The following is a 15,986-nucleotide window of genomic DNA, read 5'->3' on the forward strand; positions in this document are numbered from 1 at the left end:
AGCGGATCGGGATTACCGTTCCACGCGGATGCCTAAATTCGCTCTCACCGGTCTTCACAGGATGCTGATAGGTTGATACGCACCGGGGAAACTCGCGCGATGACTTATGGAGCAGGAATGACAGGCGTCTTGGATGGCAGCAATGGCGTGAAGCAGGTCATCTGCATCAGCTGGGGCACGATGTTCGGCCCGGCCTATATCAACCGTCTCTATGCGATGGTTGCGCGTAACATCACGCCGCCCTTTACCTTCACCTGCTTCACGGATAGCCGCGAGGGACTGCATCCCGAGATCCTCTGCGAGGACCTGCCGCCGCTCAACATCCCGAGCCTGCCGGTCAATACGCCCGGGATCTGGAACAAGTCGCGCCTCTGGGGACCGACGCTTGGGAGCCTGAAGGGCAGCGTCCTCTTCCTGGATCTCGATCTGGTGATTGTCGGCTCGCTCGATGCCTTCTTCGAAGTTGGCGGCCCAGATGACGTGGTCATGACCCGAAATCAGACGACCCCGTTCGAGAGACTTGGCCAGACGTCGCTTTTCCGGTTTCCGGTCGGCAAGCTGGTTTCTCTGCAGGACAAGTTTTTTGCCAATCCGCAAAAGATCGCCGACGAATATCGTTTCGAGCAGCGGTTCGTTACCAAGAACGTGCCGGGAGGTCCGAAGTTCTTCCCGCGGAGCTGGGTGCTGCATTTCCGGCAGGACTGCCGGTGGCCGACACCGCTCAATTATTTCTTCGGTCCTCGGCTGCCATCCGGAGCCAAAGTGGTGATCTTTCCGCGTGGGCTTCGGCCTGAACACGCGATAGCCGGCCAATATCGGGACGGCGCTGCCGACAATGCGCGCGAGCATCTTTCACGGATCGTCAACAGGACGTCTCGTGGCGGCGAGAGTGTGTTCTCCCACCTCCGGCACTTCATACGCCCTACGCCGTGGGTGAAGAAGCATTGGCGGGAGTAGCTTCTCCTTTTCAGCGATGCTGCTGGCTGGAAGGATGTGCCCTTCGCACAAACGGCCAAGTTTTATGTGGCTGCAGATTGCATAAGATGAACTTGGATGGTTACCACTAACCTAGCCATCAAGGGGTCGTTGCCGGGCGCCCACGGGTGCGGCAACGACCTCGCCAAATCTACCGCGCCTTCAGCCAGGCCAGGACATGTAGCCGCAATGCCGAGGAGAGGTTGCTCTCGGAATCGCGGCCGTCGTCAATTTCGGAGATCAGGGTGGCAAGCGGTATCGAGCGGGCCGCGGCGATCATTCTCAATTCAGACCAGAATTCGTCTTCCAGCGAGAAGCTGGTGCGGTGGCCATGAAGCGTTGCGGAATGCTTGCGGATCATCGTCCGGTTTCGGTGCTTGCTTGAGAGATTGATTCAGGAGACCGGGATAAATGGCTGGCTTGAGACGGCTTTTCAGCGCTCTTCGCCGCCGTCCTTTTCGATCCGGCCGTCACTATGCGTCTTTTCGGCCTTGTCGTTCAGCGCCTTCGTCAGCTGCTTCTCGGCCTTGGTTCGGCCGAAGCTGATACGGTTCTGCTCGGCCTGCCTGTCCTTTTCGGAACGGGCCTGCGTTTTCTTGAACTGGCGGAGATTGACGATTTCGGCGCTCACGGCGTGCCTCCATCTGTAAAGGAAATGGGCCGGAATAAAAAAAGGGAAGCGATTGCTTCCCTTCGGATTACTGCTTCTTGCGGAATGCGTCGAGCGAGACGACGGAACCGGGCTTCTTTTCCTCGCCGCCTTCGGCAGGGGCCGCCGCCGGGGTTTCCTCGCTCTTTTCGGCTGCAACCGGATAGGCGGTGATTTCGGCTTCGGGCAGCTCTTCACCATCGGCCAGCGGCACATCGAATTCCAGCTCGAAATTCACCGAGGGATCGTAGAAGCCGCGGATGGCATTGAACGGGATAACCAGCTTTTCCGGAACGTCGGAGAAAGACAGGCCGATCTCGAACAGCGATTCGGTGATCTTCAGGTCCCAGAACTGGTGCTGGATGACGATGGTCATCTGTTCAGGATATTTGCTCTTCAGGTGCTGCGAAATGCGCACGCCGGGAGCGCCGGTCAGGAAGGTGATGAAAAAGTGATGGTCGCCGGGGAGGCGGCCCGTCGTTCCGACTTCAGACAGAACCTTACGGATGACGCCACGAAGCGCGTCCTGTGCCAGAATGTCGTAGCGGATGTGGTCCTGCCCCATGCTTTTCCTGTCTTTCGTTGGTTCGGGAGTCTTTTCTCAGGGATATATGCCATGTCTGGCCGCCCTGCGAAAGTCTCGCTCCGAGTCATGCTTGATGAGAAGCATACATGATTTCAATAGCAGGGAGAAGGTGAAGGCTTCTGTTGCCAGGTGCCTTCGGACCCCGCCTCAAGGGGCTAACCTAGAGGACTTGGAGCGGAATTCCCGCACCGCCGTTAGGCAGCGAGAGCGTATTCCTTAGCGTTGTTGTCGTTTGCAACTACACTTGTGACCCGATAACGGCGGTATCATGCCGAGCAAAAAGACGATCTTTACACCCTTGTCGATCCTATTTCGCCCCCATCAAAAGCAGTCGCCAACCGGCTGTTTTTGGTGGAGGCGCCGGGTACCGCCCCCGGGTCCAATAGGTTTATTACACCGCTCATTTATCGCCATATCCGGTCCGAAGACCGGCAAGGGTTGATATAGTGTTTTCCTGACAGCATGGGAAGAGGCTTCGTCACAGAACCATCGCAGACGGTGCGGAAATGGCTGGATAATTGAGCGGCGGCGGTTGGTTTCACGCCCGGAAGAGCTTAAATATTGGCACAAACGGAGTCGCCGGCGGCCATGAAGCAATATCTCGATCTTTTGACCCATGTGATGGACAAGGGCACCGACAGGGGCGACCGGACCGGTACCGGTACGCGCTCCGTCTTCGGATATCAGATGCGCTTCGATCTCGACGACGGCTTTCCTGTCCTGACCACGAAGAAACTGCATCTGCGCTCGATCATCCACGAGCTTCTGTGGTTCCTGAAGGGTGAGACCAATATCCGCTACCTCAAGGAAAACGGCGTCTCGATCTGGGACGAATGGGCCGATGAGAACGGTGACCTCGGGCCTGTCTATGGCGCCCAGTGGCGCTCCTGGCCGGCGCCCGACGGCGGCCACATCGATCAGATCGTCAATCTGGTGAACGGCATCATCAAGAACCCGAATTCGCGCCGGCATATCGTTTCGGCCTGGAACCCGGCCGAGGTGGACAACATGGCGCTACCGCCGTGCCACTGCCTCTTTCAGTTCTATGTCGCCGACGGCAAGCTTTCCTGCCAGCTCTATCAACGCTCCGCGGACGTCTTTCTCGGCGTACCCTTCAACATCGCCTCCTACGCGCTGCTGACGATGATGGTGGCGCAGGTGACCGGGCTGAAATACGGCGAGTTCGTTCACACGCTCGGCGACACTCACATTTATCACAACCATTTCGAGCAGGCCAAGCTGCAGCTGACGCGGGATCCGAAGCCGCTGCCGCGGATGCTGATCAAGCGCGATGTGAAAGATATCTTCGACTTCAGGTTCGAGGACTTTGAACTCGTCGGCTATGACGCCGATGCCAACATCAAGGCCCCGATCGCCGTTTGAGGCTTCGCAACTTCAGGCAAGAACAGGCCGCATCTGCGACGGAAAACGTCACTTTGCAGCAATGTCTGAAAATCGGCGGCATTCCATCAGTAAGATCTTAATAGATCTCGGTTATTTTCGCCCGCTTAGGTGAAGCTCCCGGGGCTTTTATGGACGATACTGACCTCCTTCCTCCAGACGTTCTTTCGTCGATGCTGATGCGCATGTTCGAGTTCGCGCCGATTGCCATGGCAATCACCACCAGCGACACGAGGACGTCGAGCTACGCGAAGGTCAATGATGCCTATCTGAAGTTGACCGGACTGAAGTGGGAAGAGATCAGCGGCAAGAAGCTGACCTCGGATGGGGCTGCGATCGACAACCCGGCACGCGACCGGCGCCACCGCATGCTGGCCGAAGAGGGCGCCTATGTTCTCGAAGAGGTCGATATCCGCCATTCCGACGGCACGATCATCCCGACGTTGATTTCCGCACAGAGAACGATCGTCGACGGTGTCTCCTTCGATGTCGAGGTGATCATGGATGTCTCGGCCCGCGTGCGCCATCAGCGCGAGATCGAACTGGCGCTCCGGGCGTCGGCGCGCACCGATGCGCTTTCAGGGCTCCCGAACCGGGCCTGTTTCGACGAGACGCTTGCCGAGCAGATCGCAGCAGCGCGTGCTGCCGACAAGGCGATGGCGCTCGCTTTCATCGATCTCAACGGTTTCAAGGCGGTCAACGACCGACTCGGACATGGAGCCGGAGACGAGGTGATCCGCACGCTCGCCAGCCGTTTCCGCGACAGTTTCAGGGCCAACGACTTCATCGCCCGCATCGGCGGCGACGAATTCGTGGTGCTGATCGAGGTCGATCCGGTGCTCATTCATGATGTGCGCCATACGGTCAACGACGCCGCGGAGCGTATCTTCAAGCCGATTGCCATCGACGGCGCCATTACCGAAGTCGGCGCGGCCGTTGGCGTCGCGCTGCTCGAGCCGTCGGATACGCCGGCTTCCTTCGTCAAGCGGGCTGACAACTACATGTATCTTGCCAAGCAGACGGGCGACCGCGTCGCCGTCATCTGGCTCGGCAATCCGCATCCGCAGCAGGCGATAGCCGGGCGGGCGGTCGGCTATCTTTCCTTTTGAGAAGCGGTTAGGTGTCGCGCTCGGCAATCAGTGCAGAGGGGCGGCTATGTCTGGCATCGTGAAGACAATCGTTGTTGCGGTTTCCGAAAACGGTATCATCGGCCGGGACGGCGATATGCCATGGCGGCTGTCAACCGATCTGAAACGCTTCAAGGCGCTGACCTCGGGAAAGCCGCTGGTCATGGGCCGCAAGACCTATGAGTCTATTGGCGGCAAGCCGCTGCCGGGTCGTCCGCATGTGGTGATCTCCAGACAGGCGCAGATCGACCACCCTGACGTGACGATGGCGCAGTCGCTTGCCGAGGCTGTCACTATTGCCGAAGACTTGGCGCGGGCCAGCGGCGGCAGCGAGATCATCATCGCCGGCGGTGGCGAGATCTATGCGCAGTCGATGGCGATTGCCGATCGCCTGTGCATCACGCATGTCGAGACCGAGGTCGAGGGCGACACGTCCTTTCCTGCGATCGACGCGTCATTGTGGAAGCCGGTCGAGACACTCGACGTGCCCGCCGGCGAAAAGGACAACTATCCGACGCGTTACGTCGTCTACGAGCGCCGTAACGGCTGATAACGAATTATTTTCCAAGAAAGAACACCAAGTCCTGCATGTCGCGTTGAAAGCAGGGGCGGCGATACCTATAACGGTCACAATCGCTTACCGTCTGCCGCCCCCGCGGGCATTATGCGATCGGGAGTTCAACGAACAAAGAGGTTTTGATGCCCTGGAGCAATCAGAATGGCGGCGGCGGCCCATGGGGCGGCGGCGGCGGTAACAACAATAATCAGGGACCATGGGGGCAGGGCCCGAACCGTCCAAAAGGCGGTGGTGGGGGCAAGGGCGGTCCGCCCGATCTCGAAGACATCATTCGCCGCGGGCAGGATCAGCTCGGCAAGATCGTACCTGGCGGCTTTAACGGCGGCGTGGCACTGATCGTTGTTGCGATCCTTGTGGCGTTCTGGATTTTCCAGTGCATCTATATCGTCCAGCCGGATGAGCGGGGCGTGGAACTGCGTTTCGGCCAGCCGAAGCAGGAAGTTTCGATGCCGGGCCTGCACTTCCATTTCTGGCCGCTTGAAACGGTCGAAACGGTCAAGGTTACCGTGCAGCAGCAGAATATCGGGGCCACGTCCTCTGCATCCTCGAGCGGCCTGATGCTCTCGGGTGACCGCAGTGTCATCAACGTGCAGTTCGCCGTGTTCTTCACGGTCAGCGATCCGAAGGCCTATCTCTTTAACGTCGAGAACCCGGCAGAGACGCTGCAACAGGTTTCCGACAGTGCGATGCGCGAAATCGTCGGACGCCGTCCGGCCCAGGACGCATTCCGCAGCAACCGTCAGCCGATCGAGACCGATGTTCTCAATATCGTGCAGGGAACGATGGACCGCTACAAGGCGGGTATCACCGTCACCGGCGTGACCATCCAGAACGTTGCTCCGCCGCGTGAAGTCTCCGATGCCTTCGAAGAAGTGCAGCGTGCAGGCCGCGACCGCGACAGCACGATCGAAGAGGCAAACCGCTACACCAACCAGCGGCTCGGCCAGGCGCGAGGCGAGGCGGCTCAAATCCGCGAAGACGCCGCCGCCTACAAGGACCGTGTTGTCAAGGAAGCCGAAGGTGAAGCGCAGCGCTTTACTTCGATCAACGACGAATATGCGAAGGCCCCTGATGTGACGCGCAAGCGTCTGTTCCTGGAAACCATGGAACAGGTGCTGAAGAATTCGAAGAAGGTCATCATCGACGAGAAGCAGGGGGTCGTACCCTACCTGCCGCTCAACGAAATCGGCAAACCGGCACAGCAGGGAGGTTGAGCCATGACATCCAATAAACTTCCCGCGGTGCTGATCGCGCTCGCGGTCATCCTCTTCATCGTCTATTCGTCGGTCTTCGTGGTCAATGCACGCGAGCAGGCGATCGTCGTCCGCTTCGGTCAGATCCAGTCGGTCAAGACCGAGCCGGGCCTCTATTTCAAGCTGCCGTTCGCCTTCATGGATGCGGACCGCGTCCAGTATGTCGAGAAGCAGGCCCTTCGCCTCGACCTCGATAACATCCGCGTACAGGTGCAGGATGGCCAGACCTTCGATGTCGATGCCTTCGTCATCTACAACATCGCCGACGTCCGCCGCTTCCGCGAAACGGTTTCGGGTGACCGCGAAGCTGCCGAAGCACGCCTTCGCGCCCAGCTCGATTCGTCGCTACGCCGCGTCTACGGTCTGCGTGACTACAATGCCGCTCTTTCCGAAGAGCGCGTTGCGATGATGCTGGAGATCCGTGACGATCTCCGGATCGATGCCGAAAACCTCGGCCTCAACATCGACGACGTCCGCATCCGCCGTACCGATCTTTCGCCGGAGGTTGCGCCGAACACCTACAACGCCATGCGCTCCGAGCGTCTGGCGGAAGCCGAGCGTATCCGCGCATCGGGTAACGAAGAAGGTCAGCGCCGCCGTGCCGTTGCCGACCGTCAGGTCGTCGAGATCACTGCGGAAGCGCAGCGTGATTCCGAAATCCTGCGCGGTCAGGGCGATGCGGAACGCAACCGGATCTTCGCCGAATCCTTCGGCAAGGATCCGTCGTTCTTCGAGTTCTACCGCTCGATGTCGGCCTATTCCTCGGCACTCTCGTCGCAGGATACGACGCTGGTTCTGTCGCCGAATTCGGAGTTCTTCCGTTACTTCGACAGCTCGACCGGTGTGCCGTCGGTACCGCCGGCCGCTCCGGCTCCGGCAGCACCTGCCGCACCGGCAAACTGACAATAGAAGAATGCAGGATTTCCTGACGGGACTTGCATTCTTTCTCATCATCGAGGGGCTGGTCTATGCACTGGCCCCTCGTTTTCTTGTGCGCATGTCCAAGCTTCTGCCCTCGATACCCGAGCAGCAGATTCGTGCCTTCGGGCTGGCCGCGATTGGCCTAGGTGTCGGCTTCGTCTGGCTTCTGAGACGCTAAGTTGAGATTGCGCGGGATTTCGCGAAAAGGTGATTTCACGCTCCATCATTCCGCCCTATGTTGGTGGTCAGACTGCCGCTTTGACCCGACATGAGGAAGCTTGATGGCCCCCACGACACGCCCGACCTTCAGACGATCGCTCGCTCTCCTGGCCGGCGCTGCCCTTCTTGCCAATATCGGTCTTGCCGGCTCCGCTACAGCCCAGGGAACGCCGCCGGTGAATGGCCCGGCTTCCGTCGCCGATCTTGCTGAAGGCCTTCTCGACGCCGTCGTGAACATCTCGACATCGCAGAACGTGAAGGACGACGAAGGGGCGGGCCCGGCGCCGCGTGCGCCCGATGGCTCGCCGTTTCAGGAATTCTTCAACGACTTCTTCAACAAGCAGCAGGGCGGCAAGGGCGGCGGCAACCACAATGTCAGCTCGCTCGGCTCCGGCTTCGTCATCGATCCGGCTGGCTATATCGTCACCAACAATCACGTCATCGAAGGCGCGGACGACATCGAAATCAACTTCGCCAACGGCACGAAGCTGAAGGCCAAGCTGATCGGTACGGATACCAAGACCGACCTTTCCGTCTTGAAGGTCGAGCCGAAGGCGCCACTCAAATTCGTCAAGTTCGGCGATTCCAGTGGCATGCGCATCGGCGACTGGGTGATGGCGATAGGCAATCCGTTCGGCTTCGGCGGCTCCGTCACCGTCGGTATCATTTCCGGCCGCGGCCGCAACATCAATGCCGGTCCCTATGACAACTTCATCCAGACGGATGCAGCGATCAACAAGGGCAATTCCGGTGGTCCGCTGTTCAACATGAAGGGCGAAGTCATCGGCATCAACACGGCGATCATTTCGCCAAGCGGCGGCTCGATCGGCATCGGCTTCTCGGTGCCGTCGGAGCTCGCTTCGGGTGTCGTGGCGCAGCTGCGCGAATATGGCGAGACGCGGCGCGGCTGGCTCGGCGTTCGCATCCAGCCGGTGACCGATGATGTCGCCGACAGCCTCGGCCTCGATGCCGCCAAGGGCGCGCTTGTCGCAGGCGTCATCAAGGGTGGACCAGTCGATAACGGCTCGATCAAGGCCGGCGACGTGATCCTCAAATTCGACGGCAAGGCGGTCAACGAGATGCGCGATCTGCCGCGCGTCGTTGCCGAAAGCCCTGTCGGCAAGGAAGTCGATGTCCTCGTGCTCCGCGACGGCAAGGAGCAGACCGTCAAGGTGACGCTCGGGCGTCTCGAGGATAGCGATCAGGCTGCCGCGGCGAGCGGCGATAGCGGCGGCTCTTCGGATGGCGGCGTGATCAACCCCGATCCCGGCGAGAACGACGATATGGACGAGCCGGATAGCGGTCAGGCTCAACCGTCGCCCGACAACAGGGGCACGGAGAACAAGGCACCGGATGCCAAGGGCAATCAGGGCCAGACCGACCAGCAGGGCCAGGTGGCGCCTGATGCGGCATTGCCGAAGAACGTGCTCGGTCTGTCGCTGTCACTGCTCAACCCGGATATCCGCAAGACCTTCAACATCGCCGAGAGCGTCGATGGCGTCGTTGTGACCGAAGTGACGCCCGGATCGGCTGCTGCCGAAAAGGGCCTGAAGCCCGGCGACGTGATCGTCGAGGTAGCGCAGGAATTCATGAAGTCGCCGGATGCGGTGGCCGCCAAGGTTCAGTCGCTGAAGCAGGAAGGCCGCCGCAACGCCCAGATGATGATCGCCGCTTCCAACGGCGACCTGCGCTTTATCGCGGTACCGATGGAGTAAGAGCCTAGCCGCGCTCGGGCGCGCTGATGGCGTAGAGGACATGGCGCAGGAATTGCGGCGCCGTGTCCGGGACCTTTGGGTGATCGAAATCGCGCTCGGGCCTGTGGATCATGCCGATGCGCTGCATGACGGCGCGGGAGCGGCGATTTTGCGGGACGGTGAAGGCGACGATCTCGGTAAGGCCGTGGGTTTCGAAGCCGTGATGCAGTAGCGCCGTTGCGGCTTCGCTGACATAGCCGAAACCCCAATGGCGCTTTGCCAGCCGCCAGCCGATTTCGACGGTACCGTCGGGGATCGCCGGCTCATGCGAGGTCCGCACGATGCCGCAGAAACCGAGCGTTTCGCCGGTGGCCGTCAGTTCCAGAGCGTAAAAGCCGAGGCCGGTTTCGGCGATCATTCTTTGAGCATAGTCGAAAAATTCGTCCGATTCCGCGCGGTTGCGCCGCCGCGGAAAGAATTCCATGACTTCAAGATCGGAATTGATCTCGTGGAAGAGGTCGCGATCCTCCTCACGCCAGTTGCGGATGATCAGGCGCTCTGTCGTGAGGATGGTCTCGGTCATGGCGTAACGAAATCCGTCTTGCGGTAACCCTGGATGTAGAGCAGGGCGGTGAGGTCACCGTGGTTGATGCGCATCTTCGCCTCGGCGGCGACGGCCGGCTTGGCGTGGAGCGCAACGCCGGAGCCTGCGAGATGGATCATGCCGAGATCGTTGGCGCCGTCGCCGACCGCCATCGCCTCTTCGGGCGAAATGCCGAGCTTTTCGGCGATGTCGTTCAGCGCGTCGACCTTCGCCTGCTTGCCGAGAATCGGTTCGGCGACGAAGCCTGACAGGGTGCCGTTCTCTTCGAGCAGCAGGTTGGCGCGGTTCTCGTCGAAGCCGAGGGTGGCGGCGATGCGGCTGGTGAAGACGGTAAAGCCGCCGGAGACCAGAGCGGTGTAGAAGCCCTTAGCCTTCATCGTAGCGATCAGTTCCGGGCCGCCCGGCGTCAGCGTGATCCGCTTGGCGATGACATCATCGACGACAGAGATCGGCAGGCCTTTCAGCAGCGCCACGCGTTCGCGCAGTGCCGGTTCGAAGGCGATCTCGCCGTTCATGGCGCGGGCGGTGATGGCTGCAACCTTGTCCTTGAGGCCGACTTCGGCGGCGAGCTCGTCGATGCATTCCTGGCCGATCATCGTCGAATCCATATCGGCGATCAGCAGTTTCTTGCGGCGGGTCTCGGCTTCCTGCACCACCACATCCACGGGCTCACTGCCGATGACGGCGCGGATCGCGGCCTCCGCATTCGAGGCGTGCGTGCCGTCGCGAAGGGCGATATCGCAGGCAATTCCGTCTGCCAGCCAGTAGAGACCGGCGGCGTTGACGCCGTCATGTGCCTTCTCGGCAAGCGCCGGCGACAGAACGGGATTTGACGGATTGGCAACAAGCGTGGCAACGAGAGCCATATGGAAAACCTTCTGAGCACAACGAGTGCGATCCTGATAACCGGGCCGACCGCCAGCGGCAAGTCCGCGCTTGCCGTGAAGCTGGCAAAGCAGCATGGCGGCGTCGTGATCAATGCCGACAGCATGCAGGTCTATGACACGCTGCGGGTGCTGACCGCCCGTCCTTCCGGCGAGGATATGGAGGGCGTACCGCATCATCTCTACGGGCATGTGCCGGCGGGCGCGGCATATTCGACCGGTGCCTGGCTGCGCGATGTCACGGCGCTGCTTCCCGAGCTGCAGAGCAGGGGGCAATTGCCAGTCTTCGTCGGAGGCACGGGGCTGTACTTCAAGGCGCTGACCGGCGGTCTGTCCGACATGCCCGAAATTCCCGATGCGATCCGGGCGCGGCTCAGGCAGCAATTGACCGAGGAGGGGCCAGCAGCACTCTACGCGGCCTTGCAATCCAGGGATCCGCCGATGGCCGAGAGCCTCAATCCGGTCGATGGCCAGAGGATTGTCCGGGCGCTCGAAGTGCTTGAGGCGACTGGACGGTCGATCGCTGAGTTCCAGGGAAAGGCCGGACCAGTCATCGTCGATCCTGATGCCGCAGAGAAGATCGTCGTGCTGCCGGATCGTGCGGTCCTGCATGAGCGCATCAACGGCCGTTTCGAGAAGATGCTGGAGCAGGGTGCAGAGGACGAGGTGAGGGCGCTGCTGGCATTAGCGCTTACGGCCGACATGCCCGTCACGAAGGCGATCGGCGTTTCTCAGATCGCCGCGATGTTCGAAGGCCAGATGACCCGCGCCGAGGTGATCGAAAAGGGCTCGGCTGCGACGCGCCAATATGCGAAGCGCCAGATGACCTGGTTTCGCAATCAGATGGACGAGAGCTGGACGCGGCTTTCGCGGACCACCTAAGCAATCAGTCCTTCTTGTAGAGGCTGCTCAGCGGCTTCTTGAGAATGCTTTCGCGCAGTGGCGATGTTCCTGGCTCCCGGCGGATCGACGGGGCCGGTTCCTGGTTGCCGAATACGCGGGGCTGGCTGGCCTCTTCCCGGCGTATCTCGCGCCGCAGCGCTTCAAGGCGGCTGTCGATCGATCCGGCGGCTGCCGGTTGCTGATCCTGAGATGCGTAGGCTCGCGGCAGCATATCCGGCCGGTAAGGATCGGACGGCGACATCGGAGGTGCTGTGACCGGCTGCGGATAGGGTTGCCCTTCCGGCGGCTCCTCGTCGTCGAATAACATGTCGCTCTGCATCGCGGCGCTGAAGCTATTCTGGAACGACGAGATGTCAGGTCCTGCAGCGCCGCTGACGGCACGCATGCGGCTGACGATCTTGCGCAGATCGACGGTATCCGGATCGTCGTCCGAATGTTTGGCCGTGGCGCCATTGGCTTTCGGCAGCAGGTGTTCCGGCACCCGCGAGAAGCGCATGCGCATCGGAACGCTGATCGCCTCGCCGAAGGCGATGGCCTCGCCATTGCCGATCGAGGAGATGAAGCTTGTCGTCGAGATCGACGAATTCGGGATCGCCGAGCGGATGATTTCCTGGTCGCGGTCGTTGGCAAGACGCATGGCAAACAGCGTCGAGCACTGCGACAGGATCGTCTGGTCGAGTTCGCCGGGGCGCTGGGTGATGATGCCGAGCGACACGCCGTATTTGCGGCCTTCCTTGGCGATACGGGCAATGGCCTGTCTTGTCGGAACGAAGCCTAGCGTCGGGTCTGCCGGAATGTAGCGGTGCGCCTCTTCGCAGACGACGAGCATGTGGATCGCGCCTTCGCTCCAGAGGCCGACTTCGAAGGCCATGCGGCAGAGTACCGAGGCGACCGAGTTCACGACTTCGGAGGGAATGCCGGAAAGCTGGAAGGTGCAGATCGGGCGGCCTTCGCCCGGAATGCGGAAGATCTGCGCCACGGTCTCGGTGATCGTGTCGGAGATCGTGTTGTTGGAGAACATGAAGTGATAGCGCGGATCGTTGATCGCCGCGATGATGCGCATCTTCAAGGATCGCAGGAACGGCTTTTCAGCGCGGCCTTCCAGGCGGCCGATGCGTTCGTCGATCAGCGCCAGCAGATCGGCCATGCGATAGGGAACCGGCGTATCGGCGGTGATCGAGCTCTTTTCCGTCGTGCGGCGCACCAGCGAGCTGTCGCTGCCGCGGAAGGCGCGCTTGGCGTCCGGCATGATGTCGCGCAGCATGTCCAGCTCTTCGGGTACCGGCGGACGGCCGCGGAAGACCACTTCGGCGAATTCCTCCAGCCGCATCAGCCAAAAGGGCAGGTCGAGCGTATCGGTGTCGATGACCACGGAATGTTTGGGGAAGGCGGCTGCGAACTCGTTATGCGGGTCGAGGATCAGCACGCGCAGCTTCGGATCGGCTTCGATCGCCTTGTTGAGCAGCAGCGAAACGGCGGTCGACTTGCCGACGCCTGTCGAGCCGACGACGGCGAAATGCTTCGATAGCATCGAGGGCACGTGGATCGCTGCGTCGATGCTTTCGTCCTGGGTCAGATTGCCGATGACAGCGGTGGTACCTACGCCTGCATCGTAGATCCGCATCAGGTCGGCCGAGCGTATGCGGTGTGCTACGGCGCCAAGATACGGGTAGCGCGAGATGCCGGTGGAAAACTCCTCGCGTCCGTCTTCCTCGACGCGCACTTCGCCCAGCAGTTCGGCCTCGATGCTGAAGCCGTTATCCTCGCCTTCACCCCACATGTGGGAGCCGGTATTCATCTGATAGACGAGGGCGACGACGCGATTGCGTCCGACGCTGATCGAAATCAATCGTCCAACAGACCAGAGTTCGGTGAGATCAGTGCCGCCGGCTTCGGCGACGGCGGCGATTGTTGTGCGGGATCCGCTGCACGCGACGACACGGCCGAGAAAGCGGTTTCCCCGTTTCCCCATATCGCGGCGGTCATGCTCGCCGGCTTTACCTGACGTCTGCAAGTCGTTGTTGCGCAACGGCCTACTCCCTGCGTTAGCGGACAAAGATATGATTTATCTTTTAACAAATGGTTCCGGCCCTTAATTCTGGAGGGTGAGAACCTGTATGAGAGGCTTTCCAGCAAGACGGTTTTTTATTTCGGCTGGCGTTGACGCTACGAAATTTTCTGTCTATCAATTGCGCCCATGAAAATAGCAGCAATTCTTATTGTGGTGGGAAAGCGCATGGGCAGGATGGTGTAACCATCCGGCGGTAGCCACCCATGCGCTAGATGACAGGCTCCCTCAGGGGCCTTTTTTTATGCCTGAAATTCAGGCTTGCCGACCACAAACTTCAATCCCAGCAGTCAAAACGGAACAGAAAAATGACGGGCACGGACAACCAGACGGCAGACAGCAATCGGATGACGGGAGCGGAGATCGTACTCCGGGCGCTGAAGGACAATGGCGTCGAGCATATCTTCGGATATCCGGGTGGCGCCGTGCTTCCGATCTATGACGAGATCTTCCAACAGGACGAGATCAAGCACATCCTGGTGCGCCACGAGCAGGGCGCCGGCCACGCGGCCGAAGGCTATGCGCGTTCCACCGGCAAGGTCGGCGTCATGCTGGTCACCTCGGGTCCGGGTGCGACGAACGCCGTCACGCCGCTGCAGGACGCGCTGATGGATTCGGTTCCACTCGTTTGCCTCAGCGGCCAGGTTCCGACCTCGCTGATCGGCTCCGACGCCTTCCAGGAAGCTGATACCGTCGGCATCACCCGGCCGTGCACGAAGCACAACTGGCTGGTCAAGGACGTCAACCAGCTGGCGGCGATCATCCACGAGGCGTTCCGCATCGCGCAGTCGGGCCGTCCGGGTCCGGTTCTGGTCGATATTCCGAAGGACATCCAGTTTGCGACCGGCACCTACACGCCGCCATCCGCGCATATCATTCAGAAGAGCTATCAGCCGAAGCTCGAAGGCGATCTGAACCAGATCCACGCCGCTATCGAGCTGATGGCGACGGCGCGCCGTCCGATCATCTATAGCGGCGGCGGCGTCATCAATTCCGGTCCGGAAGCCTCCAAGCTGCTGCGCGAATTGGTCGAGCTCACCGATTTCCCGATCACCTCGACGCTGATGGGCCTCGGCGCTTACCCGGCATCGGGCAAGAACTGGCTGAAGATGCTCGGCATGCATGGCTCCTACGAAGCCAACATGGCGATGCATGATTGCGACGTCATGGTCTGCATCGGCGCGCGTTTCGACGACCGCATCACCGGCCGCCTCAACGCCTTCTCGCCGAACTCTAAGAAGATCCATATCGACATCGATCCGTCGTCGATCAACAAGAACGTCCGCGCCGATATCCCTGTTCGTGGCGACGTCGGCAGCATCCTCGAGGATATGGTTCGCCTGTGGCGGGCGCTGCCGAACAAGCCGGCAAAGAGCCAGACCGCCGATTGGTGGGCTGACATCAACCGCTGGCGCGCCCGCAACTCGTTCGCTTACACCAAGAGCAACGACGTGATCATGCCGCAATATGCGCTGGAGCGGCTCTATGAGCTGACCAAGGATCGCGACACCTACATCACCACCGAAGTCGGTCAGCACCAGATGTGGGCAGCGCAGTTCTACGGTTTCGAGAAGCCGAACCGCTGGATGACCTCGGGCGGCCTGGGCACGATGGGCTACGGCCTGCCGGCAGCACTCGGCGTCCAGATCGCCCATCCGGAGAGCCTGGTCATCGACATCGCCGGTGATGCCTCTATCCAGATGTGCATCCAGGAAATGTCGGCGGCGATCCAGTATGAGGCGCCGATCAAGATCTTCATCATGAACAACCAGTATATGGGCATGGTCCGCCAGTGGCAGCAGTTGCTGCATGGCAACCGCCTGTCCAACTCCTATACCGAAGCTATGCCTGATTTCGTCAAGCTGGCGGAAGCCTACGGCGCTGTCGGCCTGCGGTGCGAGAAGCCCAGCGAGCTCGATGCGACGATCCAGGAAATGATCGACGTCAAGAAGCCTGTCATCTTCGATTGCCGCGTTGCCAATCTCGCCAACTGCTTCCCGATGATCCCATCGGGCAAGGCTCACAACGAGATGCTGCTGCCGGATGAAGCGACAGACGAAGCGGTCGCCAATGCCATCGATGCCAAGGGCCGTGCGCTCGTTTGATCTGAAGTAGAGGAAGAAGA

16 protein-coding genes and 1 other RNA gene are annotated in these 15,986 nt (G+C 60.6%); 10 read left to right on the forward strand and 7 right to left on the reverse strand.

The window, feature by feature from the left end; translation table 11 throughout:
- The first annotated feature begins 117 nt into the window (after window positions 1-117).
- On the forward strand, window positions 118-957 hold the full coding sequence (locus AC1DJO_RS01885) for a glycosyl transferase (protein WP_477968699.1): 840 nt from the start codon (window positions 118-120) through the stop codon (window positions 955-957).
- Window positions 958-1,126: 169 nt separating this feature from the next.
- Here the strand turns inward: AC1DJO_RS01885 and AC1DJO_RS01890 are convergent, their stop codons facing one another.
- The 4 genes from AC1DJO_RS01890 to ssrA form a co-directional block, all read right to left on the reverse strand.
- Complete coding sequence (locus tag AC1DJO_RS01890) at window positions 1,127-1,336, reverse strand: ribbon-helix-helix domain-containing protein (RefSeq protein ID WP_477968701.1); 210 nt, start codon at window positions 1,334-1,336, stop codon at window positions 1,127-1,129.
- A 72-nt stretch (window positions 1,337-1,408) separates the two neighbouring features.
- A complete protein-coding gene (locus AC1DJO_RS01895; RefSeq protein ID WP_112387027.1) occupies window positions 1,409-1,606 on the reverse strand; it encodes a DUF4169 family protein in 198 nt (65 codons plus the stop codon).
- 67 nt (window positions 1,607-1,673) lie between these two features.
- Window positions 1,674-2,189 (reverse strand): SspB family protein, encoded by a 516-nt coding sequence (locus AC1DJO_RS01900; protein WP_112387028.1) that lies wholly within the window; start codon window positions 2,187-2,189, stop codon window positions 1,674-1,676.
- A 129-nt stretch (window positions 2,190-2,318) separates the two neighbouring features.
- Window positions 2,319-2,683: a transfer-messenger RNA gene (ssrA, locus tag AC1DJO_RS01905) on the reverse strand.
- Window positions 2,684-2,798: 115 nt separating this feature from the next.
- Here ssrA and AC1DJO_RS01910 point away from each other — a divergent pair.
- The 7 genes from AC1DJO_RS01910 (at window position 2,799) to AC1DJO_RS01940 (ending at window position 9,423) form a co-directional block, all read left to right on the forward strand.
- Complete coding sequence (locus AC1DJO_RS01910) at window positions 2,799-3,593, forward strand: thymidylate synthase (protein WP_112387455.1); 795 nt, start codon at window positions 2,799-2,801, stop codon at window positions 3,591-3,593.
- 149 nt (window positions 3,594-3,742) lie between these two features.
- Window positions 3,743-4,720, forward strand: a complete 978-nt coding sequence (locus tag AC1DJO_RS01915; RefSeq protein WP_477968703.1) for a sensor domain-containing diguanylate cyclase — start codon at window positions 3,743-3,745, stop codon at window positions 4,718-4,720.
- Window positions 4,721-4,766: 46 nt separating this feature from the next.
- Entirely contained in the window at window positions 4,767-5,288 is a 522-nt protein-coding gene (locus AC1DJO_RS01920; RefSeq protein WP_477968705.1) for a dihydrofolate reductase, read from the forward strand.
- Window positions 5,289-5,437: 149 nt separating this feature from the next.
- Window positions 5,438-6,529 (forward strand): FtsH protease activity modulator HflK, encoded by a 1,092-nt coding sequence (gene hflK / locus AC1DJO_RS01925; protein WP_112387030.1) that lies wholly within the window; start codon window positions 5,438-5,440, stop codon window positions 6,527-6,529.
- A gap of 3 nt (window positions 6,530-6,532) precedes the next feature.
- Complete coding sequence (gene hflC, locus AC1DJO_RS01930; RefSeq protein ID WP_112515929.1) at window positions 6,533-7,471, forward strand: protease modulator HflC; 939 nt, start codon at window positions 6,533-6,535, stop codon at window positions 7,469-7,471.
- Window positions 7,472-7,481: 10 nt separating this feature from the next.
- Complete coding sequence (locus AC1DJO_RS01935) at window positions 7,482-7,667, forward strand: DUF2065 domain-containing protein (protein ID WP_112515930.1); 186 nt, start codon at window positions 7,482-7,484, stop codon at window positions 7,665-7,667.
- A 103-nt stretch (window positions 7,668-7,770) separates the two neighbouring features.
- Window positions 7,771-9,423, forward strand: a complete 1,653-nt coding sequence (locus AC1DJO_RS01940) for a DegQ family serine endoprotease (RefSeq protein ID WP_477968707.1) — start codon at window positions 7,771-7,773, stop codon at window positions 9,421-9,423.
- 4 nt (window positions 9,424-9,427) lie between these two features.
- Here the strand turns inward: AC1DJO_RS01940 and AC1DJO_RS01945 are convergent, their stop codons facing one another.
- Both AC1DJO_RS01945 and serB read right to left on the reverse strand, forming a co-directional pair.
- The gene (locus AC1DJO_RS01945) at window positions 9,428-9,985 is read right to left on the reverse strand and encodes a GNAT family N-acetyltransferase (protein ID WP_477968709.1); all 558 of its coding nucleotides are present in this window, start codon (window positions 9,983-9,985) and stop codon (window positions 9,428-9,430) included.
- Window positions 9,982-10,872: a phosphoserine phosphatase SerB gene (gene serB / locus AC1DJO_RS01950; protein ID WP_477968711.1), complete on the reverse strand. Its 891-nt coding sequence runs from the start codon at window positions 10,870-10,872 to the stop codon at window positions 9,982-9,984. The genes AC1DJO_RS01945 and serB overlap by 4 nt, the downstream gene beginning before the upstream one ends.
- Between serB and miaA the strand changes: the two genes are divergently transcribed.
- Window positions 10,873-11,772, forward strand: coding sequence for a tRNA (adenosine(37)-N6)-dimethylallyltransferase MiaA (gene miaA, locus AC1DJO_RS01955; protein WP_477968713.1), 900 nt, complete (start codon window positions 10,873-10,875; stop codon window positions 11,770-11,772).
- Window positions 11,773-11,776: 4 nt separating this feature from the next.
- On the opposite strand, the gene AC1DJO_RS01960 is transcribed toward miaA, so the two are convergent.
- A complete protein-coding gene (locus tag AC1DJO_RS01960; RefSeq protein ID WP_112387037.1) occupies window positions 11,777-13,822 on the reverse strand; it encodes a helicase HerA domain-containing protein in 2,046 nt (681 codons plus the stop codon).
- A gap of 347 nt (window positions 13,823-14,169) precedes the next feature.
- Between AC1DJO_RS01960 and AC1DJO_RS01965 the strand changes: the two genes are divergently transcribed.
- Window positions 14,170-15,966: an acetolactate synthase 3 large subunit gene (locus AC1DJO_RS01965; RefSeq protein WP_112387038.1), complete on the forward strand. Its 1,797-nt coding sequence runs from the start codon at window positions 14,170-14,172 to the stop codon at window positions 15,964-15,966.
- The last annotated feature ends 20 nt before the right edge of the window (window positions 15,967-15,986 follow it).

The sequence above is a fragment of the Rhizobium sp. 05N430 genome, from assembly GCF_056396985.1.